General features: G+C 26.9%; 24 protein-coding genes and 1 tRNA gene. 12 read left to right on the forward strand and 13 right to left on the reverse strand.

What is annotated here, in order from left to right; translation table 11 throughout:
* Positions 1-17: 17 nt before the first annotated feature.
* The gene (locus KO488_RS02730) at positions 18-1,151 is read right to left on the reverse strand and encodes a hypothetical protein (protein ID WP_228318979.1); all 1,134 of its coding nucleotides are present in this window, start codon (positions 1,149-1,151) and stop codon (positions 18-20) included.
* A gap of 133 nt (positions 1,152-1,284) precedes the next feature.
* Between KO488_RS02730 and KO488_RS02735 the strand changes: the two genes are divergently transcribed.
* Positions 1,285-1,974: an SDR family NAD(P)-dependent oxidoreductase gene (locus tag KO488_RS02735; protein ID WP_216057252.1), complete on the forward strand. Its 690-nt coding sequence runs from the start codon at positions 1,285-1,287 to the stop codon at positions 1,972-1,974.
* Between the two features lie 16 nt (positions 1,975-1,990).
* Here KO488_RS02735 and KO488_RS02740 read toward each other — a convergent pair whose 3' ends face one another.
* The 7 genes from KO488_RS02740 to KO488_RS02770 form a co-directional block, all read right to left on the reverse strand.
* A complete protein-coding gene (locus KO488_RS02740; protein ID WP_216057253.1) occupies positions 1,991-3,076 on the reverse strand; it encodes a GGDEF domain-containing protein in 1,086 nt (361 codons plus the stop codon).
* A gap of 46 nt (positions 3,077-3,122) precedes the next feature.
* A complete protein-coding gene (locus KO488_RS02745; RefSeq protein ID WP_216057254.1) occupies positions 3,123-3,500 on the reverse strand; it encodes a group III truncated hemoglobin in 378 nt (125 codons plus the stop codon).
* A gap of 10 nt (positions 3,501-3,510) precedes the next feature.
* Positions 3,511-4,752, reverse strand: a complete 1,242-nt coding sequence (locus KO488_RS02750; RefSeq protein ID WP_216057255.1) for an OFA family MFS transporter — start codon at positions 4,750-4,752, stop codon at positions 3,511-3,513.
* A 60-nt stretch (positions 4,753-4,812) separates the two neighbouring features.
* Positions 4,813-5,028 (reverse strand): cysteine-rich CWC family protein, encoded by a 216-nt coding sequence (locus tag KO488_RS15485; protein WP_216057256.1) that lies wholly within the window; start codon positions 5,026-5,028, stop codon positions 4,813-4,815.
* A gap of 1 nt (position 5,029) precedes the next feature.
* Positions 5,030-6,238 (reverse strand): serine/threonine transporter SstT, encoded by a 1,209-nt coding sequence (gene sstT, locus KO488_RS02760; RefSeq protein ID WP_216057257.1) that lies wholly within the window; start codon positions 6,236-6,238, stop codon positions 5,030-5,032.
* Positions 6,239-6,329: 91 nt separating this feature from the next.
* Positions 6,330-7,253: a class I SAM-dependent methyltransferase gene (locus tag KO488_RS02765; RefSeq protein WP_216057258.1), complete on the reverse strand. Its 924-nt coding sequence runs from the start codon at positions 7,251-7,253 to the stop codon at positions 6,330-6,332.
* Positions 7,250-7,738, reverse strand: a complete 489-nt coding sequence (locus tag KO488_RS02770; protein WP_216057259.1) for a GreA/GreB family elongation factor — start codon at positions 7,736-7,738, stop codon at positions 7,250-7,252. Before KO488_RS02770 ends, KO488_RS02765 begins: the two co-directional genes overlap by 4 nt.
* Positions 7,739-7,830: 92 nt before the next feature.
* On the opposite strand from KO488_RS02770, the gene KO488_RS02775 reads away from it, so the two are divergent.
* Positions 7,831-8,712, forward strand: coding sequence for an RluA family pseudouridine synthase (locus KO488_RS02775; RefSeq protein ID WP_216057260.1), 882 nt, complete (start codon positions 7,831-7,833; stop codon positions 8,710-8,712).
* Here the strand turns inward: KO488_RS02775 and KO488_RS02780 are convergent.
* Entirely contained in the window at positions 8,702-10,261 is a 1,560-nt protein-coding gene (locus KO488_RS02780) for an FMN-binding glutamate synthase family protein (RefSeq protein WP_216057261.1), read from the reverse strand. The genes KO488_RS02775 and KO488_RS02780 overlap by 11 nt on opposite strands.
* Before the next feature lie 115 nt (positions 10,262-10,376).
* On the opposite strand from KO488_RS02780, the gene KO488_RS02785 reads away from it, so the two are divergent.
* Complete coding sequence (locus KO488_RS02785) at positions 10,377-11,750, forward strand: dihydrolipoyl dehydrogenase family protein (protein ID WP_216057262.1); 1,374 nt, start codon at positions 10,377-10,379, stop codon at positions 11,748-11,750.
* A gap of 83 nt (positions 11,751-11,833) precedes the next feature.
* Here KO488_RS02785 and KO488_RS02790 read toward each other — a convergent pair whose 3' ends face one another.
* Positions 11,834-13,246: a diguanylate cyclase gene (locus tag KO488_RS02790; RefSeq protein ID WP_216057263.1), complete on the reverse strand. Its 1,413-nt coding sequence runs from the start codon at positions 13,244-13,246 to the stop codon at positions 11,834-11,836.
* Positions 13,247-13,508: 262 nt separating this feature from the next.
* Between KO488_RS02790 and KO488_RS02795 the strand changes: the two genes are divergently transcribed.
* The 3 genes from KO488_RS02795 to KO488_RS02805 are packed head-to-tail and all read left to right on the forward strand — an operon-like array spanning position 13,509 to position 15,358.
* Positions 13,509-14,657: a Na/Pi symporter gene (locus KO488_RS02795; RefSeq protein ID WP_216057264.1), complete on the forward strand. Its 1,149-nt coding sequence runs from the start codon at positions 13,509-13,511 to the stop codon at positions 14,655-14,657.
* A gap of 9 nt (positions 14,658-14,666) precedes the next feature.
* Complete coding sequence (locus tag KO488_RS02800; RefSeq protein ID WP_216057265.1) at positions 14,667-14,900, forward strand: hypothetical protein; 234 nt, start codon at positions 14,667-14,669, stop codon at positions 14,898-14,900.
* Positions 14,900-15,358 carry a PepSY domain-containing protein gene (locus tag KO488_RS02805; protein ID WP_216057266.1) on the forward strand — a complete coding sequence of 153 codons (459 nt, stop codon included), beginning with the start codon at positions 14,900-14,902 and terminating at the stop codon, positions 15,356-15,358. Before KO488_RS02800 ends, KO488_RS02805 begins: the two co-directional genes overlap by 1 nt.
* A 51-nt stretch (positions 15,359-15,409) precedes the next feature.
* On the opposite strand, the gene KO488_RS02810 is transcribed toward KO488_RS02805, so the two are convergent.
* Together KO488_RS02810 and KO488_RS02815 are read right to left on the reverse strand one after the other, a co-directional pair.
* A tRNA-Met gene (locus KO488_RS02810) sits at positions 15,410-15,486 on the reverse strand.
* 63 nt (positions 15,487-15,549) lie between these two features.
* Positions 15,550-16,137, reverse strand: coding sequence for a TetR/AcrR family transcriptional regulator (locus tag KO488_RS02815; RefSeq protein ID WP_216057267.1), 588 nt, complete (start codon positions 16,135-16,137; stop codon positions 15,550-15,552).
* A 142-nt stretch (positions 16,138-16,279) separates the two neighbouring features.
* Here KO488_RS02815 and dauA point away from each other — a divergent pair, with 142 nt between their 5' ends.
* Positions 16,280-17,899: a C4-dicarboxylic acid transporter DauA gene (gene dauA / locus KO488_RS02820; protein WP_216057268.1), complete on the forward strand. Its 1,620-nt coding sequence runs from the start codon at positions 16,280-16,282 to the stop codon at positions 17,897-17,899.
* Positions 17,900-17,917: 18 nt separating this feature from the next.
* Here dauA and KO488_RS02825 read toward each other — a convergent pair whose 3' ends face one another.
* The gene (locus tag KO488_RS02825) at positions 17,918-18,205 is read right to left on the reverse strand and encodes a hypothetical protein (RefSeq protein ID WP_216057269.1); all 288 of its coding nucleotides are present in this window, start codon (positions 18,203-18,205) and stop codon (positions 17,918-17,920) included.
* Positions 18,206-18,287: 82 nt separating this feature from the next.
* Between KO488_RS02825 and KO488_RS02830 the strand changes: the two genes are divergently transcribed.
* From KO488_RS02830 to KO488_RS02850, 5 genes are all read left to right on the forward strand, one after another.
* A complete protein-coding gene (locus tag KO488_RS02830) occupies positions 18,288-18,572 on the forward strand; it encodes a peptidylprolyl isomerase (RefSeq protein WP_216057270.1) in 285 nt (94 codons plus the stop codon).
* Between the two features lie 143 nt (positions 18,573-18,715).
* Positions 18,716-19,909 (forward strand): TolC family protein, encoded by a 1,194-nt coding sequence (locus tag KO488_RS02835; RefSeq protein ID WP_216057271.1) that lies wholly within the window; start codon positions 18,716-18,718, stop codon positions 19,907-19,909.
* Positions 19,909-21,177 (forward strand): efflux RND transporter periplasmic adaptor subunit, encoded by a 1,269-nt coding sequence (locus tag KO488_RS02840; protein ID WP_216057272.1) that lies wholly within the window; start codon positions 19,909-19,911, stop codon positions 21,175-21,177. The genes KO488_RS02835 and KO488_RS02840 overlap by 1 nt, the downstream gene beginning before the upstream one ends.
* On the forward strand, positions 21,170-21,874 hold the full coding sequence (locus KO488_RS02845; protein ID WP_216057273.1) for an ABC transporter ATP-binding protein: 705 nt from the start codon (positions 21,170-21,172) through the stop codon (positions 21,872-21,874). The genes KO488_RS02840 and KO488_RS02845 overlap by 8 nt, the downstream gene beginning before the upstream one ends.
* Positions 21,874-23,085, forward strand: coding sequence for an ABC transporter permease (locus KO488_RS02850; protein ID WP_216057274.1), 1,212 nt, complete (start codon positions 21,874-21,876; stop codon positions 23,083-23,085). Before KO488_RS02845 ends, KO488_RS02850 begins: the two co-directional genes overlap by 1 nt.
* Positions 23,086-23,099: the final 14 nt, after the last annotated feature.

The raw sequence follows: 23,099 nt of genomic DNA on the forward strand, positions 1-23,099 counted from the left end.
AAAGAGTTTAACTCTTTTTATTTTATTAATTGTAAATTATCTTTTATATGATTTATATTTGATACATCTAATATATGTTCGGGTTTTAAAACTTTCATAAAGAACCTAACTTCAGCATTTGTAAAGCCATCTAACTCTTTATCTTTAATAGAAACTTCATCTTCTTGAAGTCTAATTCGTTTTAACTTACCATTTTCTTCTTTAGCATAATATACTAAATCAAGTTCAGATTGATTAACTTTTTCTATAGTTACAATAATCCTATTTGTTCTAACTTTAAGATTAAACTCTGGATATAAAATCAAAAAGTCATCTTTTAAAATATAACCTATATAAAGTTTTGTATAAATATCAAAAAACAATCCAAGTTTAGCAGAAGAGAAAAACTTTAAATCAACAGTAAATTTAGGATGAGATCTTGATTTATTTAAAATCCATTCTAATGTTGGAAAATATTGAAATTTTTGATATTTTACTCTATATGTTTCAATATATTTTTTATGTTTTTGAGCTATTAATGTTGTATTGTTCTTCTTAGTTTTTTTAGCAAAGATAATTCTTTTAATTAAATCATCATCATCTAAATCTTTAGTAACCCAAACAGTTGCATAATCAGGAAAATTCCGTAAACCTACAGATCCTTTTGTAACTATGATAAGTGCTCTAATTATTAAAGTAGGAAATATCATCTTTAAAAGTGCGTACTTTTTTACAAGCCGTTTATTTAAACTAGCTGTTTTTTTTGATGTACTCATTTCCACAAAGTAAACTGAATCCTTAGTAAAGAATAAAGCATCAAACTCACTAATATCTTTGTAAGCCGATTTATATACTATTTGAGCACTTCTATCTATTAAAAGTCCACTTTTTATAAAAGCATTCTCTTTATCTTGATATGGACCTTTTAGTACAAATCTAGTAATCAGCTCTTCACTATAAGCATATTGAAGTAAGAGTTCATAAACTACGTTTTCATAAACCTCACCTCTAAAACTGCTATATGAAGATATATAAGCTGGATTATCTTCAGAAATATTATTTCTGAATAATGATTTTAAACTTTTACTATCGTATGGATAATGAAATAGATTTTCTTCTAAGTCATGTATATCTAAATTTTTTATTTTTTCTGTAATATTAAATTGTTGCAAAATTATTAAAGTAAATAAATACTTTTTTCCTTTATTTATAAGTAAAAGGATTATATCTAAATAAAGATTAATCAAGTTTAATTTAGTATATAATATAAATAATTAATAATTTATTCTAAAAGGAAATAATCCAATGTCAAAAAATATTCTAATAACAGGTTGTAGTTCAGGATTAGGACTAGCTCTTACAAACTACTATTTAGAAAAAAACTATAAAGTTTTTGGAATTGGTAGAAATAAACCGGATATCAAAAATCAAAACTTTTCATTTTATTCTTTTGATTTATCAAATACCTCTTTAATTAAAAAAGAATTAAACGATTTTATAATTTCAATAGGAAATATTGATACTGTATATTTAAATGCTGGCAGACTAGGAGAAATTAAAGAATTAAATAAATTAGCTATAGAAGAGATACAAAAAGTTTATGTATTAAATGTATATGCAAATAAGGAATTACTAGATATTTTAGCGAACACTAATACAAAAAATATTATAGCTTTATCCTCAGGAGCTTCAAAAAATGGCTCTAAAGGATGGGCTTCATACTCTTTATCAAAAGCTGGTTTAAATATGCTTGTTAATCTTTATTCAAAAGAGTTAATAAATACAAAAATTTTAGCAGTTGCCCCAGGTGTTATTCAAACACCTATGACAGATTACATTCGACATGAAATAGATGATAATATCTTTACATCAGCAAAAGTTTTAAAAGCAGGAGTTATACAAAAACCAAGTGAAGCTGCTCAAAGATTAGATAATTTTCTTACTAGAATAGATGACTTTGAATCTGGTTCATTTATTGATGTAAGGCAAATATAAATATAGAAATTAGATATTATTCAGAAAGAAACATTGAACTTGAAGTGTTTCTTCCTTTTTCTTTTGATTCATACATTGCGATATCTGCTCTATCTATAAATTTTTCAATAGTATCATTTTTATAATAAACTGTAACACCAATACTAATAGTAAATTTTATATTTTCCTTATTATTATATTTTATTTCAATATTTTCTATTAACTTTCTTATTTTCTCAGAAAAAAGAAGTAATTGTTCTTTAGAAATATTAGGTAAAAGAATAATAAACTCTTCTCCACCAAACCTTGCAAAACAATCTGTATCTCGAATAGAAGATGATACTTCTTTTGATATTTTTTGTAATACAATATCTCCAATATTATGCCCATATTTATCATTAATCTTTTTAAAATAATCAATATCAAATATAAGTAATCCTAAGTCATTTCCATAACGATCTGATAGTTTTGTCATTTCATCAGCCTTTTTATAAAAAGCCCTTCTATTTAAGATATCAGTTAAAAAATCTGTTTTTGATAAGTGCTCTAACTTTTCTTCTTTTTGTTCAATTTCTTCTAAAAATGCATTAAATAAAATAATAAATACAAAAAAAAGTATTATTAAAGTAAGTACATATAGTGTATTCAATATACTTTTTTCTAACTCTAATATATAATAGTTTTCTCCAAAGAAATGAGTAATAATTAATAAAAGTAATGCTAATAAAGATAAAGAAAGTCTAAGCTCTTTTTCTTTACTAAAAACTAAATATGCTAAAGGAGGAACTAATAAAAGATAGTATTGAATACCACTTTTACTAGATACAAAGAATATTACAATTGAAGATATTTGAATAAATATTGTCAAGAAAAAAGAAAGTCTTGCTTTAAATATTTCCATTTTTGATAAAAAGTAAAAATATCCTAAATAAAAAATTGCAAAAACTAAAGTTAGAAAAAAAGCTGCAAAAGAATTAATGTAAAATAAATAAAGAAAACTATATAAAATAGATACACCAAAACCTAACACAGCAAGTAAATTACCAATTCTAATTCGAACTATTTCATTCTCATCAAAATCATTGATTTTATAATTATAAATTCTTTTTAAAATTCCAATCAAGATAATCTCCTTTCCTATTAGAAAGTGTAGCATATTAATAAGAAATTTAAATACCTAAGTTCCTCATAAAATTTCCTGCAATTATTGAACTTCTTTCTTTAAATTTATTTGCAATATTTTCAGTAAAGATTTTATCAACTGAAGCAAAGAAAAGTCTTAACCAAGTAGCAAAAGCTTCTTTATGTAAGCCTTGAATCTGCATATGAGGAGCAAATGGAGAACCATTATATTCTCCATATCCATGTGATATTGTATACCAAAAGTTTGTAAGAAGAGTAATATGTTTCTGCCAAATATCTGATTTCATATCATCTCCTAACTTTTCTATAAAAAAAGGAGATATTGTTTCATCTTTTAAAACTCTCGTATAAAAAGTAACTACTAATTTATTTAAATTCTCTTTTGTTATTTCATTTTCTAACATAGATATCCTTTTATTTTTGTTTTTTCTTTTCTATTGATTTGATATTTACTAGCATTAAAATTGAAATTATAAGTGCTACTATAAAAAAACCTGCAAATACATATAATGTTTGAGAATATGAACCTGTTGAATCTTTTACCATTGATATGATTAAGGGACCAACTAATCCTGCTGCTGCCCATGCTGTTAAAATATAACCATGAATTGCACCAAGTTCTTTTGTTCCAAAGATATCTCCAATGTAAGCTGGAATTGATGCAAAACCACCACCATAACAAGACATGATAAAAAATAATAAAAATTGGAATACAACTATTTCAGTAACAGTTGGTAATATATAAAAAGCAATTGCTTGTGTTGCAAAGAAAATTATATAAACAACTGGACGTGTTAAATAATCAGATAATGAAGCCCAGAAAATTCTTCCAGCTCCGTTAAATATTCCCATTAAACCAACAGCTGCTGCTGCTGCAATTGCTGATAATCCAATTACTTCTTGAAGTAATGGTGATGCTACACCAATGATTGCAATTCCACAAGTTACATTTATAAATAACATTAACCAAAGACCATAAAATCTTGGTGTTTTAACTGCTTCATTTAAACCTAAAAGTGCTAAATCTTCTTTTAGTTTTTTCTTACCTTCTTTAATCTTCTTCTCAAATTTCTTAGGTAAATACCCCTCTTCTGGCTTTTCTAAATACAAAGCAGATACAAACATAACTACAAAATAAACAGCACCTAAGATAAAGAATGTTCCAGAGATTCCTACAGCTTCAATTAAAATTTTAATTGTTGGACCCCAAATTGCAGAGGCAAAACCAAATCCCATAATAGCTAAACCTGTAGCCATTCCTCTTTTATCAGGAAACCATTTTACAAGTGTAGAAACAGGTGAAATATATCCAATTCCCAAACCACAACCACCTAATACTCCATAAAAAAAGTATAAAAGCATTTTTGATTCCATCATAATAGCAAGGCCAGAACCCATTGTTCCTAAACCAAATAAAGATGCAGCAATAATAGCAGATACTCTAGGACCATTTTTTTCAACAAATTTTCCCATTAATGCAGCACTTAATCCTAAAAAGAATATTGCGATACTAAAAGCAATTGTTACATCAGTTAAAGTCCAATCCATTTGTTCTTGGATTGGTTTTACATAAACACTCCATGCATATGCAGAACCAATACAAATATGAACACCAACAGCGCTTAAAGCCATTAGCCATCTGTTTTTTTTAATCAAAATAATTCTCCCCAATTTTCTTAAATTAGACGAATTGTATCAAAAACTATTTAGATTTGATTAAAAAGAGTGCTTACTTTTAAAGGAACTTGGACTTTTTATAAACTCTTGCACACAAGATTTACATATACAAGATTTGTTTTTTTCTAAAGTTGGAACTAAAAGCTTTAGTTCCTCAGGAATTTTTGTCTTCATACACCAGCATGAAGAAGAAGTTAAAACTTCACAATTGTTATCTTTTTTACAAAAAGGGCAAAGTTTAGCTTTAAAAGTCATCTTAATCTTCTTTATGACAAGCTGCTGTAAAGATTACATCTGTTGAAGAATTAAGTGCTGTTTCCATTGAGTCTTGAACAACACCAATTATAAATCCAATTGCAACAACTTGAAGAGCTATATCATTTGAAATACCAAATAATGAACAAGCAAGTGGTATTAAAAGTAAAGACCCACCAGCAACTCCTGATGCTCCGCAAGCAGCAAGGGCTGAAACAAATGATAGTAATAATGCAGTTCCTAAATCAATACTCATACCAAGTGTATGAACAGTTGCAAGTGTTAATATAGTAATAGTTACTGCTGCTCCTGCCATATTTGTTGTTGCTCCTAAAGGAATAGAAATAGAATAAGTATCTTCTCTTAAACCTAATTTTTTACATAAATTTAAATTAACGGGAATATTTGCAGCTGAACTTCTTGTAAAAAAAGCTGTTATTCCACTCTCTTTTAAACATGTAAAAACAAGAGGGAAAGGATTTTTCTTAGTTTTAATAAATACAATTATAGGATTAATAATTAAAGCAATAAAAAGCATAGTTCCAACAAGTACAAGTAAAAGTTTTGAATAACTTAAAAGTGCTTCAAAACCTGTTTGAGCAAAAGTATTCGCAACTAAACCAAAAATACCAAAAGGTGCAAGTTTGATTATAAATTTAACAATTTTTGTAATACCAGTTGATACATCAAAAAATACTTTTTTAGTCTCAGGTGAACTATAGTGCATAGCAAAACCAATAGCAATAGCCCAAACTAAAATACCAATAAAGTTACCAGTTAAAAGTGCATTCACTGGATTATCAACCATATTATTTAATACAGTTTTTAATACATCAATAACACTATCAGGCGGTGTTAAAACTTTATCTGCTGCATTAATAAGTATAAGTTCAACAGGAAAAATAAAACTTGCAATTACCGCAACTAAGGCTGCTAAAAAAGTACCAATTAAATATAAAAATATAATTGGCTTCATTCCCGTATCAACACCAACTTCTTTTGTTGCAATTGCTGTTGCTACTAAAACAAAAACTAAAATAGGAGCTATTGCTTTTAAAGCACCTACAAAAAGTGTTCCCAAAATAGAAAAAGACATGGCTAATTCCTTTGAAATCATAGCCACAACAACACCTAGTATAATACCCACTAATATTTGTATTACTAAATTACCATCTGCATATTTAGTAACAATACTTTTCCTATTTTCCATTTAATAATCCTAAAATTAATATCAAAACGCGAAATTATATCAAAGAAAGTTTTCAAGATAGGTTATGTCTTAATTGCTTTTTAATTTCAAATTAATTACTTTGTTTAAAAATTAAATTTTTTAAAGATTTTTCTTCATTATTTGAGGGAAAAGTTTCTAAGTTATCTAACCTTTCTACAAATTTAAAAGAAGGTGCAAACTCTTTAAATATATTTTTTATAAAATCACTATCAAGTTCAGGAGCATTAAGTGCTGAAAATACAATACATTCTTCGCTTGCTAGTTGATCAAGTTTTTTGATTATCTTTTCATAATCCTTACTTGCTGCAAAACTTCCTTTTTGAAATGAAGGTGGATCAATAATTATAATATCATAAGGACCTTGTTTTTTAATTCTATTCCATGATTTTAAAATATTATAAGGCATAAAATGAATATTTGAAGTATTTAAACCATTTAAGTGATGATTTACTCGGCCAGTTGTTAAAGCACTCTTTGACATATCTACATTAACTACTTTAAAAGCCCCTGCTTTAGCTGCACTTAGTGAAAAAGCACAAGTATAAGAAAATAGATTTAATACATTTTTATCTTTAGCTATTTTAGATATATACTCATGCCCTATTTTCATATCAGGGAAAAAACCAATATTCTTATTTGTAAAACTAATTTTATATTTTATTGAATTTTCAATTGCAATATTTTCTTCTTCTAAAGTTCCAATTAATACTTCGCAAGGAGATTTATCTAAGTATCTTCTTTGTAGTACTAATGTTTCATATTTTAATGTACTAAAAACTTCTTTAATCATTTTTAATACTTGATTTTCTAGTTCTATTTCAATCTGCTCAAATAAAACAATAAATAAAATTCTATCAATAGAGTCAATTGTTAAATAATTATAATCCTCGTAGAAATTTCCTCTTCCATGAAAAACTCTTTTAAACTCTTCTTTTTCATCTTTAATATCTTCCATATTTTTTACTATTAAATCTTTTAGTTCTTCAATTTTCACTGCTTGTCCATTTTATATTGTTCTATTTTTAACACTTCAAATTCTTTTATATTTTCATTTATTCTAAATTCAAACTCCTCATTTAACTCTTTTCCTAATAAAGCCTTTCCTAAAGGAGATTTATTTGATATTTTATTTTCATTAGGGTTTGTTTCATGAGTTCCAAGTATTATAAATACTTTTTCTTTGTTTTCATTAAAATCAAAAAGTGTAACTTGTGAACCAAAATTTACTTTTTTATGAGGAATTTTACTAATATCAATAACTTCACTATTATTTATAATCTTATTTAAAAAACGAAGTCTTTTATCTAAGTTTCTTATTTCTGCTTTAGCTGTTATATACTCAGCATTTTCACTTCTATCACCATGTTCAGCAGCTATTTTCTTTTCTTTCACCCAATAAGGTTTTTCAATTTCGAGTAGCTGTTTAAACTCTTTTACAATATTCTCAAATCCAAAACTTGTGATTAATTCTTTTGCCATTTGATATTAAAGCACAAAAAGCCTATTAGTTTTATTATTTATCTTTTTAAAATATATTGTATAATCACAAGAATTAATTATTAGGAATAAATTTGCCATATGTACTAAAGAAATTTGATGTTAAAGAAAAAAAACTAATTGATGATTTTTTAGTTGAAGATGCCAAACTATCTTTAAAACTATCCCAAAGTTTATTAACAAAAGGAAAAGTTTTAGATCATAAAAATAAAAGATTACAAAAAAAACAAACAGTAAAATCAGGATTTATTCAAATAAATATCTATGAGCCAATAACTAAAGGTTTAAAACCACTCTTTCAAACAGATCACTTTGCAATTTTTGATAAACCATCAGGATTATTAGTTCATCCTACAACTATAAATGATGAATATACACTATTAGATGAAATTAAATATCACTTTAATGATGATGCCTCTTTAGTTCATAGAATTGATAAAGAAACTTCAGGACTAGTATTAGTAGCAAAAAATAGATTTTCGCAGATGATTCTAAATGAAAAGTTTGAAAACAGAGAATTTAAAAAAACCTATAAAGCAATAGTTCAAGGTCAAATTAAAAACGATCTAGAAATAAATACTCCAATTACAAATGATACAGGTCTTATCAAAATAAAAATGAAAACACATACAGATGGAAAAGAATCAACAACTTTTATAAAACCTATTTCTTTTGATAAAAATAAAAATCAAACTTTAGTAAAAGTTAGCCCAATAACAGGAAGACAACATCAAATAAGAGTACATTTAAATTCAATAAATCATCGAATTATTGGTGATCCTATATATGGATTAGATGAGAAAATAGCAGATAAAATTTTAGGTAAAAAAGTAAATCAAGAAGAAAGAATCTCTTTATCAGGAGATAAAAGACTTCTTCTTCATGCTTACTCTTTAGAGTTTGAATATTTAGATACTAAATATATGTTTTGTTCAAAACAAAACTTTAGTTTATAAATCTTTTAAAATCTTTTGGATAAGGAGGTTTTAGAAGATCTCCAGTTCTTAAAGGTCTATATAATTCATCATATCTTTTATATTTAGTCTCATCTAATCTATAAAACACATGTTTTCTTGTTAATTTTTCAAAATCATCTAAACCAGAAGAAGCCAATAATTCTACAAAACTTTCAATAGTTCCTTGATGATAATTTGCAACTCTTTGTTTCTTATCTTCAACTATCAAAGCGCTTGATAATCTTTTATTTTGAGTAGCAACTCCTGTTGGACAAGTATTTTTATGACAATCTAAAGCTTGAATACAACCAAGAGAGAACATCATACCTCTTGCACTTGCACACAAATCAGCTCCTAGAGATAATTTCTTTAAAATATCCATTCCATTTAATATTTTTCCAGAAGCGATAACTTTAATATCTTTTTTTAAATCAAAACCTATTAAAGCATCAATTACAAATACTAAAGCTTCTCGTAAAGGCATTCCTACAGAATTTGTATATTCTAATGGAGCAGCTCCAGTTCCACCTTCACCACCATCAACTGTAATAAAATCAGGTTTTAATCCAGTTTCATGCATAACTTTACAAAGGTTTATAAACTCTTCTTTTCTACCAATACAAAGCTTAATACCAATTGGTTTACCACCTGATAATTCTCGTAAAGTTGTAACAAATTCCATCATTCCTTTAGCATCATTAAAAGCTGAATGAATAGGAGGTGAATCAACCTGAGTATGAGGTTTAACACCTCTACCTTCAGCAATCTCCGGAGTGTTTTTATTTGCAGGTAAAATTCCACCATGTCCAGGTTTTGCACCTTGAGATAGTTTTACTTCAACCATTTTTACATTTTCATTTTTTGATTTTTGCTCAAATAAATCTGCATTAAAAGTACCATCTTCATTTCTACAACCAAAATAACCAGTTCCAACTTGCCATATTAAATCACAGTTTGCTTCGAGATGATATTTACTTATTCCACCTTCACCAGTATTTAGTGCAAAGCCACCAATTTTAGCACCATAACCTAAAGAACGCACAGCTGCAGAACTAAGTGCTCCAAAACTCATAGCAGATACATTAAAAATACTTGCACTATATGGTTTTGAACATAAAGTTTTACCAATTAAAACTCTAGGATTATGATTTAAATCTTTTGCTTTTAAAGCACTTAAAGAGTGTCCAATCCACTCATATCCTGCTTTATAAACATCCATTTTTGTTCCAAAGGGAATTGTACTTACTAATTTTTTAGAACGTCTGTATACTAAACTTCTTTGCTGTCTATTAAAAGGAACACCATCAATATCTGATTCCATAAAATATTGTCTCATAGGTGGTCTTAAATCTTCTAAAAGCCATCTTAATCGTCCAACAATAGGAAAGTTTCTCCACAAGGAATGCTTAATTTGATTTGAATCGTAAATTGCTAAAGCAATAAGACTTGTAACAATTATAGTTACCCATAAAAATGAAATTTTTATAATTAACCATATTCCAATTAATATGCACAAGGATATTAAGATAATTTTTGCATTTTTTTTCATGTTCTCTCTTTTTTATTTATATTTTTATTATTATATTCAAATGAGTTTAAAAAGAGTAAACAAATAGTAAATAAATTTTATTTATAATACAATGAATAAAAGAAAAAGGAATATTATGAAAAATTTTGATTTAATTATAATAGGAGCTGGACGAGCAAGTAATCTTGCAGCAAAAGCTGGAAAAATGGGAAAAAAAGTTGCCATAATAGAAAAATCTAAATTAGGTGGAACTTGTCCAAATAGAGGATGTGTTCCTTCAAAACTTCTTATTGGTTATGCTCATGTAGCAAGGGCAATTAAAGAATCAGACAGACACTTCATAGATTCAAGTATAAATAGTATTAATGTTGAAAAAATATTTGAAGAAACAAATAACTATGTTTCTAAAATAGACCCCGTATACAAAAAGAAATTTAATGAAAATGTAGAAGTAATTTATGGAACAGGAAAGTTTGTATCTAATAATATAATTAGTGTAAATGGTGAACAACTTACAGCACCTAAAATAGTAATAGCAACGGGAACAAAAGCTATTGAAGCACCACATCCAAAAGCATGGACTAGTGATAATATTTTTCCTTTAAAAGGTACTATTCCAAAATCAATTACAATTGTAGGTTCTGGATTTATTGCTTGTGAGTTAGCTAACTTTTTTGCAGCCGTTGGAATCCAAACAAAACTTCTTGTACGAAGTCAAAGGATTTTAGGAAATGAAGATAGTGATATTTCTGCAATTTTTAAAGAAGAATTTGTAAAAAATGTAGATATTTTATTTGATACAAGTATTGATAAAATAGAATATAAAGATAAACAATTTAATCTTGAACTACTAAACAAAGATAATCAAAAAACACATCATACTTCACAAGCCCTACTTTATGCAACAGGAAGAGAATCAAATACAAATAGCCTAGATTTACAAAATACAGATATTGAAGTAAATGACAGAGGATATATTAAAAGAGACAAATTCTTTGAAACAAAAGCAAAAGGTGTTTACGTTGTTGGAGATGCAAGTGGTGAACATATGCTTCAACATGCAGCAGCACAAGAAGTAAATCACTTAGGAAAGATTTTATTAGAAGATGAAAAAGAACCTTTAAAATTTAAGTATATGCCTCATGGTGTATTTACAGAACCGGAAATAGCAAGTGTTGGGATAACTGAACAAAAAGCAAAAGAACAAGGTATATCTTATGTTACAAGTATTACTCCATGGCTTGCAAGTGCAAAAGCTATGTCAACAAGACTAAAATATCCACGTACAAAACTTATAATAAATCCAAATACTTATGAAATTTTAGGATGTCATATGATAGGTCCAGAAAGTACAACTATGATGCATCAAGTACTTGCTGTTATGCATTTAGATAATGATATTAGACACTTAAAAGAGATGTTATATATCCATCCAGCTTTAAGTGAAGCCCTTCTTCCAGCTGCTGTTGAATCTGTAAAAGCGGTAGAAGATTACAATAAAGATAAATAGGAAAATCATTTCGAACAGTCAGTGAAGAAGAATTAACTTCTCACTGAGAATTATTAAATTTAACTATTAAAATATTATATTTATTAATAATATGTAATTCTAACTTGATTACGACCATTTTCTTTAACCTCATAAAGTGCATCATCAGCTTTTTTTATCAAACTATCTATATCATCACCTTTATTATATACGGATATACCAAAACTAGCAGTGATATTTGTAACTGTAGGAAATATATGTTTCTCAATTATAATTCGCAATTTTTCTGCCAATATTTGTTTACTTTTAGTATCTCCTTGTGGTACAATAATCAAGAATTCTTCTCCACCCCATCTTCCTAACGTATCAGAAACTCTAATATTTTTTTTAAGAAGCATAGCTAACTCTTGAAGTATATTATCTCCAATATTATGTCCATAAGTATCGTTAATTAACTTAAAATTATCAATATCTAATATAATTACTCCAAATGAGTAGTTAATTCTTTCTGCACGATAGAATTCATTTTGTAATACTTCATGCAGCTTGTGACGATTATATAACTTAGTTAATTGATCAGTTACAGATAATTTTTCAAGCTCACTTTTTTGCTTTAAAATACGTGTATAATGCTTCAAAATTATCCAAGCCATTATCCATACTAAAAGTGTAATCAATATCGAAATATACAGTTCTTTATACCAACTATTTAACCAATCTCGATGTGCTTCACCAACAACAACAATAAAAGGTAAGTTATCAACTTTTTGGACACTATACAATCTATTTTCATTATCTATAGGTGAAATATTCGAATAAGAATATTGTTTTTTATTTAAACTTATAAAGTTTCTAACTATCGAAGAATTAACTTCTTTTCCTAAAGCTAGAGGCAGTGATGGTTGACGAGATAGAAGTTTTAAATTATTATCAGCAATAGCAATTACACCATATTTTCCTATATTAACTTTTTTAAGCCATTGAGAAAAAAAAGATAAATTTACTCCAATTCCTGCTAATCCTTTATTATTAGGAAATTTTCGTACTTGAATAACCATCATTTGATTAATATTACTAATAAACATATTTGAAACATAAGTTTCCATTTTAGGGTTATGCATAGGTTCATAACACCATTCACGTTTACTGGCATTAAAACCAACAATAGAAGGAGAATGAGTAATAATACAATTTTCATCATTTAACCCTACACCATTTGAATGAGCTAAAGTATTACGTTTTTTATCAATAAGTTTAGATATTTTATCATGTTCAAGAAGATCAGTTGCAGGATACTTTAAAGCTGAAGTGGGGACACGATCAATAATATCGCGCAATACATAATCAGATGCATTAAATGCGCCTTTTATCCATTCACTTACTAGAAGACTTGTCAATTTAGTATGTTCAAGTACAAGAGATTTTTTTTGATTATATGAAATATATAAATAGATACAGAAAAAAGAAGCAACAAGAATATTGAATAGAATATAATATGTTACAAATCTTTTTTTCATAATCTTCCTATGTTAATATTTTACTAAGTATACTCAATTATTTTTATATAAAAGCTATTCTATCTATGATGAACCATGTATATACAAGTACTTAATTCCATACACATCTCGTTGATAAAATATAATTATATGCAATATAACCTGAAAAACCAGCAGATAACAGATACAAGAATATTCTTTAATAATTTTATTTCCTTATTTTTGTTATTAAAATGTAACTTTTAAATATTATCATTCAGAAAATATAATTAAGGGGAATATATTGGAAGCCGTATTAGAAAAAGAAAATATTAATGTTGAATCACAGAATTGGTTTAAATGGATTTTAATAGCATTATTAGTTTATGGATTATTAGTTGCAGTTAGTATGATTGGGAGTGGATTTAAAATAGCAGCAGGAGATCATGCAAAAGAACTTTTTTCATTTGCAAGTAATCCTATTACTGCTTTAGTTATAGGTATTGTTGCAACTGCATTAATCCAATCATCAAGTACAGTTACTTCAATTATTGTTGGTTTAGTTGCAGGTGGGTTACCTATTTCCATTGCTATTCCTATGGTTATGGGTGCAAATATTGGTACTACTATTACAAATACTATTGTTAGTTTAGGTCACGTAAAAGCAGGAGCAGAGTTCAAAAGAGCATTTGCCGCAGCTACTATTCATGATTTTTTCAATTTAATTAGTGTAATCATTTTTTTACCCCTAGAAATAGCATTTGGGTTCTTAGATAAAGTAGGAGCATATTTAGCCAATTTTTTAGTTGGTGGAGTTCCTATGAGTGTGGGTGGATTTAATTTTATTAAGCCTATAGTAAAACCAGTTGTAGGAACGTTAAAAGATATTTTCATTAGTATTGGCATGCAAGATATATTCCTTGGAGTATTTATGATTGTATTTGGTATTAGTCTGATTTTTGTAGTTATTACATATATAGGGAAAATACTGAAAGTTCTTATGGTTGGTAAAGCTAAAGATGTACTACATAAAGCAGTTGGGAAAGGACCTATTTCAGGTATTGCCTCAGGTACTTTAATCACTGTTTTAGTTCAATCTTCATCTACAACTACAAGTTTAATTGTTCCCTTAGCAGGAAGTGGAGTATTTACTTTAAGACAAATTTATCCATTTACATTAGGTGCTAATATTGGTACAACTATTACTGCATTATTAGCAGCAACAGCTGTTAGTGGACCTTTAGCTATTTTTGCACTGCAAATTGCAATAATCCATTTTATTTATAACTTACTTGGAGTTATTGTTATATATGGAATACCTTTTCTAAGAAATATACCTATAAAAGCAGCAGAAGGTTTAGCGCAATTAGCAGTTAAAAGAAAGTTATATATCGCTGTTTATGTACTATCAGTATTTTTTATAATACCTGCACTTTTAATAGCATTTACTTAAGGAGAACAAATGTCAAAATTAACAAGAAAAGCTTTATTAGAACAACAAATTGGGGACTTAGAAGATTCTTTAAAAATGCTAAGACAACAATTATCAGTTATTGAAGAAGAAAAACAACATGAGCAAATTGATTTAATAGAAGATTACTTCCATACAATAAATAATAGATTTGCAAACCTTCAAGGTTTTTGGCAACTTCTAAAAGAAGAAATAAATGAATTATTTAATAAGAAGGATAAATAATGAAAATTTTATTATATATAGTTTTACTAGTTTCTTTTGCAATTGCTGGAGAAGAAAAAGTGATTTCATTAAGTGAAGTTCCTTCTGAGTTATTAAAAAAAGCTAAAAAAATACTACCTGAAATAGAATTTGTATCTGCTAATACAGAACAAGAAGAAGACTATTTAGTTTATGAAATACAAGGTATCTTTCCTGATAATAGAAAAGTAGAAATAGATATTTTATCTGATGCTAAAGTAGAAGAAATAGAAGTAGAATTCCCGTCGTATATGGTACCTAAAGCAGTATTCATACAAATAGAAAAAAAATACAATGGCTTTAAACCTACATATATAGAAGCAAGTCATTCAGAAAGTATGAAAGTTGTTAAATATGAGTTTGAAGGTATATATGATAATAATAAAATAGATATTGAAGTTTCAGCTAATGGAAGAAAAATTGTAGAAGCAGATAAATAATGCTATATTAATTCAAAGAAAGAAGGTTTAACCCTTCGTTAAAAACTAACTTGGTTGCGGAAACAGGATTTGAACCTGTGACCTACGGGTTATGAGCCCGTCGAGCTACCGTGCTGCTCTATTCCGCGATCTTTAAGTTAGGTAAGCATGATAGCTGATTAACCTTAATTGAATATTGCATATATAAAAGATTAAGAGTTTTCATTTTTTATAACTCCATTTAAAAACATATCTAATGTGATATCAATAATATTTTTCGTCTCAAATTCTTCTGTAATATAACTTTCTATAAACCCATCAGAAAACTTTTTAAATAAAATTGCAAGATTCCGATGTGAAATATGTGGTTCTTTTATAATATGTTTAAATTGTAATTCCAAATAAATATAAATTTCTTCAACGACAGGATTACTTGAAATATCTAGTTTATGAAAAAAGTAAGGGTCGTTAATTATTGGCAAGTTTTTATTCTCATCAATTTGTATAAAGATTTCATATTTATATTTTAAATAGTTTTCTAAATTTTTTAATGGGATATTCGTTTTTTTAGAATTTAATATTCCCATAAAAACTTTTAGTTTGTAAATTAAATATTCTAAATATAATTCTTCTTTCGAATTAAAAAGGTTATATATTGTTCCTACTGAGGTATGTAGCTCTTTTGCGATTTCTGATATTTTAGAATTTTTAAATCCTTTTTTATCAAAATATGATATAGATTCTTCAACATACAATTCTTTTTTTATTTTATTAATTTCTATACTTATCTTTTTTTTCATAATAAACTTTTTAGAAAGTATATCCTATTAAAATTAATATTTATTTATTGTAAATTAATCAGTTATTTATAATAAATTCTATAAAATGAACTTAATTCAAACTTTAACATAATAAAAAAGTTAAAGATAAAAAGAAGAAAATATGAAATCAAATTTATTTTCAGGTATTGTTGTCGGAATTATTTCATTACCCTTGTCAATGGCATTATCTATTGCTATTGGAACACCTCCAGAAAATGGAATATATACAGCTATTATTGCTGGAATATTAACTGCAATATTTGGAAGTAGTAAGGTAAATATTAGTGGACCAACAGCTGCATTTGTTGTTATCTTAATACCTATTGTTCAGCAATATGGATTAAAAGGACTACTCGTTTGTGGTATTTTATCAGGAATTTTTCAGATTATTATGGGATTATCTAAATTAGGAAGTTTAATTGAGTTAGTACCCTATCCTATTACAGTTGGATTTACATCTGGAATTGCAATAGTAATTGCAACTTTACAAATTAAAGATTTTTTTGGTTTAAGTATAGAACATTTTGAAGGTGATTTTTTAGAAAAAGTTTATATCCTTTTTAAATCTTTACATACCTTTAGAATTGAAGAGTTTACAATAGGCTTACTAACAATTTTGATAATTGTTTTTTGGAAAAAGAAAAACTATAAAACACCAGCTTCTCTTGTTTCTCTTGTTGTAGTTACTTTATTAGCTTACCTTTATAATAATTATTCTGATGCATATCAAATTTTAACAATTAATTCAAATTTTTCTTATATAGTAAATGGTGAAACATTTTCCGGAATACCTTCAAATCCTCTATCTTTCACTATTCCTTGGGCAGACCTTACAATTACAAAAGAGTTGATTAAAGATTTGATCCCTCATTCACTTGCAATTGCTGTTTTAGGCTCTTTAGAATCATTATTATGTGCTGTTATTTCAGATGGTATGACAAAAAAAAGAACTGATCCAAATAGAGAATTAATTGGACAAGGTATTACAAATGTAGTTTTACCATTTTTTGCAGGAATTCCTGCTACTGCTGCTATTGCTAGAACTGTTGTAAATATTAAATCAGGTGCGACAAGTCCTCTTTCTTCAGTTTCAAATTCTATATTTATTTTCATTGCAGTTATATCTATTGCTCCAATTTTATCTTATCTTCCAATGGCTTCATTATCAGGGTTATTACTTATAGTTGCATGGAATATGTCAGAATATAAACACTTTATCAATATTGTAAAAAATGCTCCTAGAGATGATATATATATTTTACTTACTTGTTTTATATTAACTGTTTTATTAGATATGCAAATAGCAATTGGTGTGGGTATGATTTTGGCTTCTGTTTTATTTATAAAAAGAACTATCGATTTATACTCAATTGAATTAGTTAATCAAAATCATAATCTAGATTTAGATATTCCAGATAATATTTGTATTTATGATATTAATGGCCCAATGTTTTTTGGTGCAGCACATCATGCCTTAAAAACAATATTAACAACTGATGAGGAACAGTATGATGTAATTATTTTAAATATGGAAAATGTATCAATGATTGATATGACAGCTATGGTTGCCTTAAAATCTATTTTAGAATCCGTTAAAGAGAATAATAGATTATTGATATTATCAGGACTCCAAGATAGAATGTTAGTCAAACTATCAAAAATTGGTATTATACATGAAAGAGGAAGTATTGAATTTTATAATAATATTCAAGCAGCTATTAAATCAATAAAAGCTAAGTAAATATTTAGATGAGTTGAATTATGATAATTCAACTCCACAAGAATTGCACTCTTTTCTAAACCAGCCTCGACCTGGAAACTTTCCACACTTTGGACACTTCCATAAAAAAATTGTAAATCCCATATATATTACAAAACCTGCAATTGCAGCATTAAACCATGTTTGTTCATTAAAACCAAATAATTCATCTAGTTCTTTTACTTTCATTACAATACTTGGTGTTAATAATGCAAAAAACATAAAGGCAACTATTTTAGCATTTAGTATAACTTTTGCAAACTCTTTTTTCACGTCTTCATTTTTCATTTTATATCCCTAAAAATTAGTACTTCATTATATGTTAAATATATAAAAAAATGATAAAATTTTAAATATAAAAGGATAATTAATGGCAAAAAGTGCAACAGCTAGACATATTTTACTAAATACAGAGAAATTAGCAAAAAAAATAAAAAAAGAGATAATTCAAAAAGAGATAACATTTGAAAAAGCTGCTAAGAAATTTTCAAAATGTTCTTCAGGTAAAAGAGGTGGTCATTTAGGTACTTTTTCAAAAGGTGATATGGTAAAAGAATTCGATGATGTAGTCTTTACAAAAGAATTATTAAGAATTCATGGACCTATTAAAACTGAATTTGGATTTCATTTAATAGAAATAACTTCAAGATATTAAACCCTCCAATAATGATTTCTATTCCCAAATTCTAATTTTATATTTACAATATTGATAATAATTATCTTAATTAATTAAGATCTAAGATTAAGTTAATATATTGTTAAAGAAGATGAAATATAATTTTAGAAAAAGGAATATAATTGAAAAGAATTATTATTTATTCTCTTTTATGCAGCTGCGCATTTTCAAATGAATTAAATTTATTAGAAAATGAAAAAAAGAATTTAAGAGAAATAGAAAAAAAGATTATTCACGAGAACTATAATACTTTAAAAAATGACTGGATAGGAGGAGTAGATTTAAATTCAAGTGTAAGTAGAGATCATTCTTTTTCATCACAAAATGACAATTTTACAAAAAGTATATCTATTGGATTTTCACAAAGTATATATGAGTCTGGAGGTATTGAGTTTTCAATAAAAAAAGCTAAAGACACATTAAGTTATGATTTAATTGAGTGGGAAAATGAAAATATTTCAATTTTACAAACTATATATCAAACTCTTTTAGAAATCAAAAAGTTAAAATTAGAAATTTTACAAAATGATTTTAATTTAGAGAATAAAAAAATAGAATTAATCCTAAAAAGGATTCAATATAAAGCAGGGAAAGTCGATATTATAGAGTTAAACAATGCCATAATGTCAAAAAACACTCAATTTAAAAGTAATATTTCTTTACAGAATTCATTAAAAGATAAAGAGCATGAATTATCTAAATATACGCATCTAAAATACGATGAAATTGAGATTATTGATTTTAAAAAACTTAATAAAGATGAATTTATAAAAAATAGTATTGCCCTGAGATTATCAAATTCAAAAATAGATTTACTAAATACTACGTATAAACAACTTAAAAGTTCTTATGGTCCTCAAGTAAACTTATCTTCAAATTTATCTTATTCAAATAATGATGATTTAACTAATAATACAAACAAAGACGCTTCATCTGGAAATATAGGACTTAAACTTTCAATGCCATTATTTGATATGACTAAAAAATCAAAACTAGAAAAATCAAAACTAGAAGTATTAAAAGAAAAAATAAATTTTAAAGATACAAGAAATGACTTAAGTCATACTTTTGAGCAAATTTTAACCCAACTAGATACATACGAACAATATGAAAAAACAATAATTGAAAATCTAAGATTATATGATGATTTAATTTCTGTAAATAATACTTCAAATAACGCAGGTATGACTTCAGGTTATGACTTAGAAATACTAAAAAACACTAAAAAAATAAATGAATATGATTTAGAAATAAATGATATTAATACAAAACTTGAATACTCAAAACTATATTTTATGACAAAGGCTAAAAGTTAATGGAAACAAATTTACAAAATGAATTGAATAATTATTCAAATAAAAAATCTAGTAGCAAATTTATTTGGATAATATTTTTACTATTAATAATTACAGCTGGAGTTTACTACTATTTTGTAATAAACAAAGAAAATGAATCAACAAAAGTACAGTTTACTACAAACCTAATTAAAAAAGGAGATGTTTTAGTTACTGTAATGGCAACAGGAAATACAGAACCTACAAATAGTGTGGATATTGGTATAGAAGTTTCAGGAACTGTAAAAGAAGTTTATGTAGATTTTAATGATGAAGTTAAAATTGGACAAGTACTTGCAAAACTTGACACAACAAAACTACAATCAAAAGTAGATAGCTCAAGAGCTTCGTTAACTATTGCAAAGGCAAATCAAAAAGAGAGCTTAGTAAATGTAAAGAATAAAAAACTAAATTATAATAGAACATTAAAAATGTATGAAGAATCAAAGGGTAAATATCCTTCACAAAATGAACTAGATGATACAAGGTTTTCGTATGAAAGTAGTCTAGCAAGTTATGATAGTGCAAAAGCAAAAGTCTTGCAAGCTCAATTTAATTTACAAACAGATGAAGAAAATCTTCAAAAAGCAGTAGTAAAATCTTCAATTAATGGAATAGTTTTAAATAGAGAAGTTGAAGTAGGACAAACAGTAGCAGCCTCAATGTCAACACCAACACTATTCACACTTGCAAAAGATTTATCAAAAATGGATTTAGTTGTTAGTATAGATGAAGCAGATGTTGCAGATATTAAAAAAGATTTAGATGTAACTTTTACAGTTGATGCTTATCCAAATGAGACTTTTAAAGGAAAAATCAAACAAGTAAGATATAACCCAGTTGATGTAAATGGAGTTGTAACATATGAAACAGTTGTTTTAGTAAACAATGAAAAACTACTTTTAAGACCGGGAATGACATCAAGTGCAAAAATTTTTACAAAACAAATTAAAAATAAATTACTAGTACCAAATGCTGCATTTAGATTTAAACCTAAAACTAATAAAGTTAAACAAAAAAGTGGAATGAATAGTCTGGTATCACAACAAAGAAGACCTAAAAGAGAAGCTAAAACAAAACAATTAGGTAAACCAAAAGATATCAAAGCTATTTGGATACTTGAAGATGGTGAACCTAAAAGGGTTAGAGTTAAAACTCTTGCTAGTGATGGCAAATTTACAGCAGTTGAATCAAAAGACTTAAAAATCGATGACAATATAATTATATCTCAAAGTAGTTCTAATGGTTAAAGAAAAAGCACTAATTGAGTTTAAAAATATTGTTAAAACTTATGGAAAAGGTGATGCTAAAACTTATGCATTAAATGGGGTTGATTTATCTATTAAAGAAAGTGAATTTGTTGCAATTATGGGAGCAAGTGGTAGTGGAAAGTCAACAGCTATGAATATGATTGGATGTTTAGATAATCCAAGCTCTGGACAGTATTTATTTAATGATATTAATGTTGAAAAATTAAATAGAAATCAAATGGCACTAATTAGAAGAAATTACATTGGTTTTGTTTTTCAAAGTTTTAATTTATTAGGAAGAACAAGTGCTTTAGAAAATGTCGAACTACCTTTAGTTTATAGAAAAATACCAGCAGCAAAAAGAAGAGAATTAGCTTTTGAAGCTTTAAAAAAGGTGGGTTTAGAAAGTGTTGTTCATCACGCTCCATCTCAGCTATCAGGAGGACAACAACAAAGAGTTGCAATTGCAAGAGCAATTGTTACAAATCCATTGATATTATTAGCAGATGAACCTACTGGAAACCTTGATAGTATTAAAAGTATAGAAATAATGAATTTGCTAAAAGAGTTAAATGAAGAATCAAAAATAACTATTATTATGGTAACACATGAAGAAGATATGGCCCAATATGCAAATAGAATAGTTTATTTTAGAGATGGACATATTTCAGATAGCTTAAAAAAAGGATTTAAATAATGTTAATAAATGCTTTTTTAATTGCTATAAAAGAAATAAGAAGAAATATTTTACGATCAATTCTTACAATTTTAGGAATAGTAATTGGTGTTGCTTCAGTTATTGCAATGGTAATGATTGGTGATGGGACAACTGAAAATGTAAAGAAAAACATCCAAAAACTTGGAACTAATATGTTAACAATTAGAGTAGGACAAGAAAGAAGAGGACCTCCACGAAGTGATAATACTGCAAGATATTTTAAAGATGATGATTTAGAATCTTTACGATATGAAATAGAAAATATTTCAGGAGTTGCAACTGAGGATGATACAAATATTAATGCTATATATGGAAATAAAAGTCATGCAACCGAAATAGTAGGAACTAATAATGATTTCTTTTTAATCAAAAATTGGGAATTAGAAAGTGGAAGACTTTTTGATGAAGATGAATTAGAAAGTGGTAAAACAGTATGTATTTTAGGTGCAACTGTTGTAAAACAAATTTTTGAAGATATAAATCCAATTGGAGAAAAACTTAGATTAAAAAGTTTTTCTTGTACGGTTATTGGTGTTTTAAAAGGAAAAGGAGCTGCTGCATTTGGTAGAGATCAAGATGAAATAATTGTTGCACCTTTAAGAATGTATCAAAGAAAAATAAAAGGGAATAAAGATATTAGAACAATTATTGTTTCCATTAATGAAAGTAAAAATATAAAAAAAGCAAAAACTGATATTTCAGCATTAATGAGAGAAAGAAGAGCAATAGGAATAGATGAAGAAGATAATTTCAATATAAGAGATATGGAAGATTTATTATCTACAATGACATCAACAACTAAAACTTTAACCTATCTTTTAGGGTCAATTGCAGCTATTTCTTTATTAGTTGGAGGTATTGGAATTATGAATATAATGCTGGTATCAGTAACAGAGAGGACAAGAGAAATAGGAACAAGACTTGCAATTGGAGCAATGGAAAAAGAAGTATTATTACAGTTTTTAGTTGAAGCCATTGTTTTATCAACATTAGGTGGTATTATTGGAATATTGTTAGGTTTAAGTATTGGTTATACTAGTGTTAATATCATGCAATTACCATTTATAATTAATCAACAAATCATAGTAATAGCTTTTGTTTTTTCAACATTAATTGGTGTCATATTTGGATATTTCCCAGCAAGAAAGGCTGCAAGATTAAATCCAATTGATGCATTAAGATATGAATAGAGTTAAGAAACCTA

Origin of the sequence: Poseidonibacter lekithochrous, assembly GCF_018861145.1 — a bacterium.
Taxonomy (GTDB): domain Bacteria; phylum Campylobacterota; class Campylobacteria; order Campylobacterales; family Arcobacteraceae; genus Poseidonibacter; species Poseidonibacter lekithochrous_A.

Bases quoted from the DNA above. Each gene is read 5' to 3' on its own strand.
- KO488_RS02735 (WP_216057252.1), top strand. From the start codon at position 1,285: ATGTCAAAAAATATTCTAATAACAGGTTGTAGTTCAGGATTAGGACTA.
- KO488_RS02745 (WP_216057254.1), bottom strand. From the start codon at position 3,500: ATGTTAGAAAATGAAATAACAAAAGAGAATTTAAATAAATTAGTAGTT.
- KO488_RS15485 (WP_216057256.1), bottom strand. From the start codon at position 5,028: ATGACTTTTAAAGCTAAACTTTGCCCTTTTTGTAAAAAAGATAACAAT.
- sstT (WP_216057257.1), bottom strand. From the start codon at position 6,238: ATGGAAAATAGGAAAAGTATTGTTACTAAATATGCAGATGGTAATTTA.
- KO488_RS02770 (WP_216057259.1), bottom strand. From the start codon at position 7,738: ATGGCAAAAGAATTAATCACAAGTTTTGGATTTGAGAATATTGTAAAA.
- KO488_RS02780 (WP_216057261.1), bottom strand. From the start codon at position 10,261: ATGAAAAAAAATGCAAAAATTATCTTAATATCCTTGTGCATATTAATT.
- KO488_RS02785 (WP_216057262.1), top strand. From the start codon at position 10,377: ATGAAAAATTTTGATTTAATTATAATAGGAGCTGGACGAGCAAGTAAT.
- KO488_RS02790 (WP_216057263.1), bottom strand. From the start codon at position 13,246: ATGAAAAAAAGATTTGTAACATATTATATTCTATTCAATATTCTTGTT.
- KO488_RS02800 (WP_216057265.1), top strand. From the start codon at position 14,667: ATGTCAAAATTAACAAGAAAAGCTTTATTAGAACAACAAATTGGGGAC.
- KO488_RS02805 (WP_216057266.1), top strand. From the start codon at position 14,900: ATGAAAATTTTATTATATATAGTTTTACTAGTTTCTTTTGCAATTGCT.
- KO488_RS02815 (WP_216057267.1), bottom strand. From the start codon at position 16,137: ATGAAAAAAAAGATAAGTATAGAAATTAATAAAATAAAAAAAGAATTG.
- dauA (WP_216057268.1), top strand. From the start codon at position 16,280: ATGAAATCAAATTTATTTTCAGGTATTGTTGTCGGAATTATTTCATTA.
- KO488_RS02825 (WP_216057269.1), bottom strand. From the start codon at position 18,205: ATGAAAAATGAAGACGTGAAAAAAGAGTTTGCAAAAGTTATACTAAAT.
- KO488_RS02830 (WP_216057270.1), top strand. From the start codon at position 18,288: ATGGCAAAAAGTGCAACAGCTAGACATATTTTACTAAATACAGAGAAA.
- KO488_RS02840 (WP_216057272.1), top strand. From the start codon at position 19,909: ATGGAAACAAATTTACAAAATGAATTGAATAATTATTCAAATAAAAAA.
- KO488_RS02845 (WP_216057273.1), top strand. From the start codon at position 21,170: ATGGTTAAAGAAAAAGCACTAATTGAGTTTAAAAATATTGTTAAAACT.
- KO488_RS02850 (WP_216057274.1), top strand. From the start codon at position 21,874: ATGTTAATAAATGCTTTTTTAATTGCTATAAAAGAAATAAGAAGAAAT.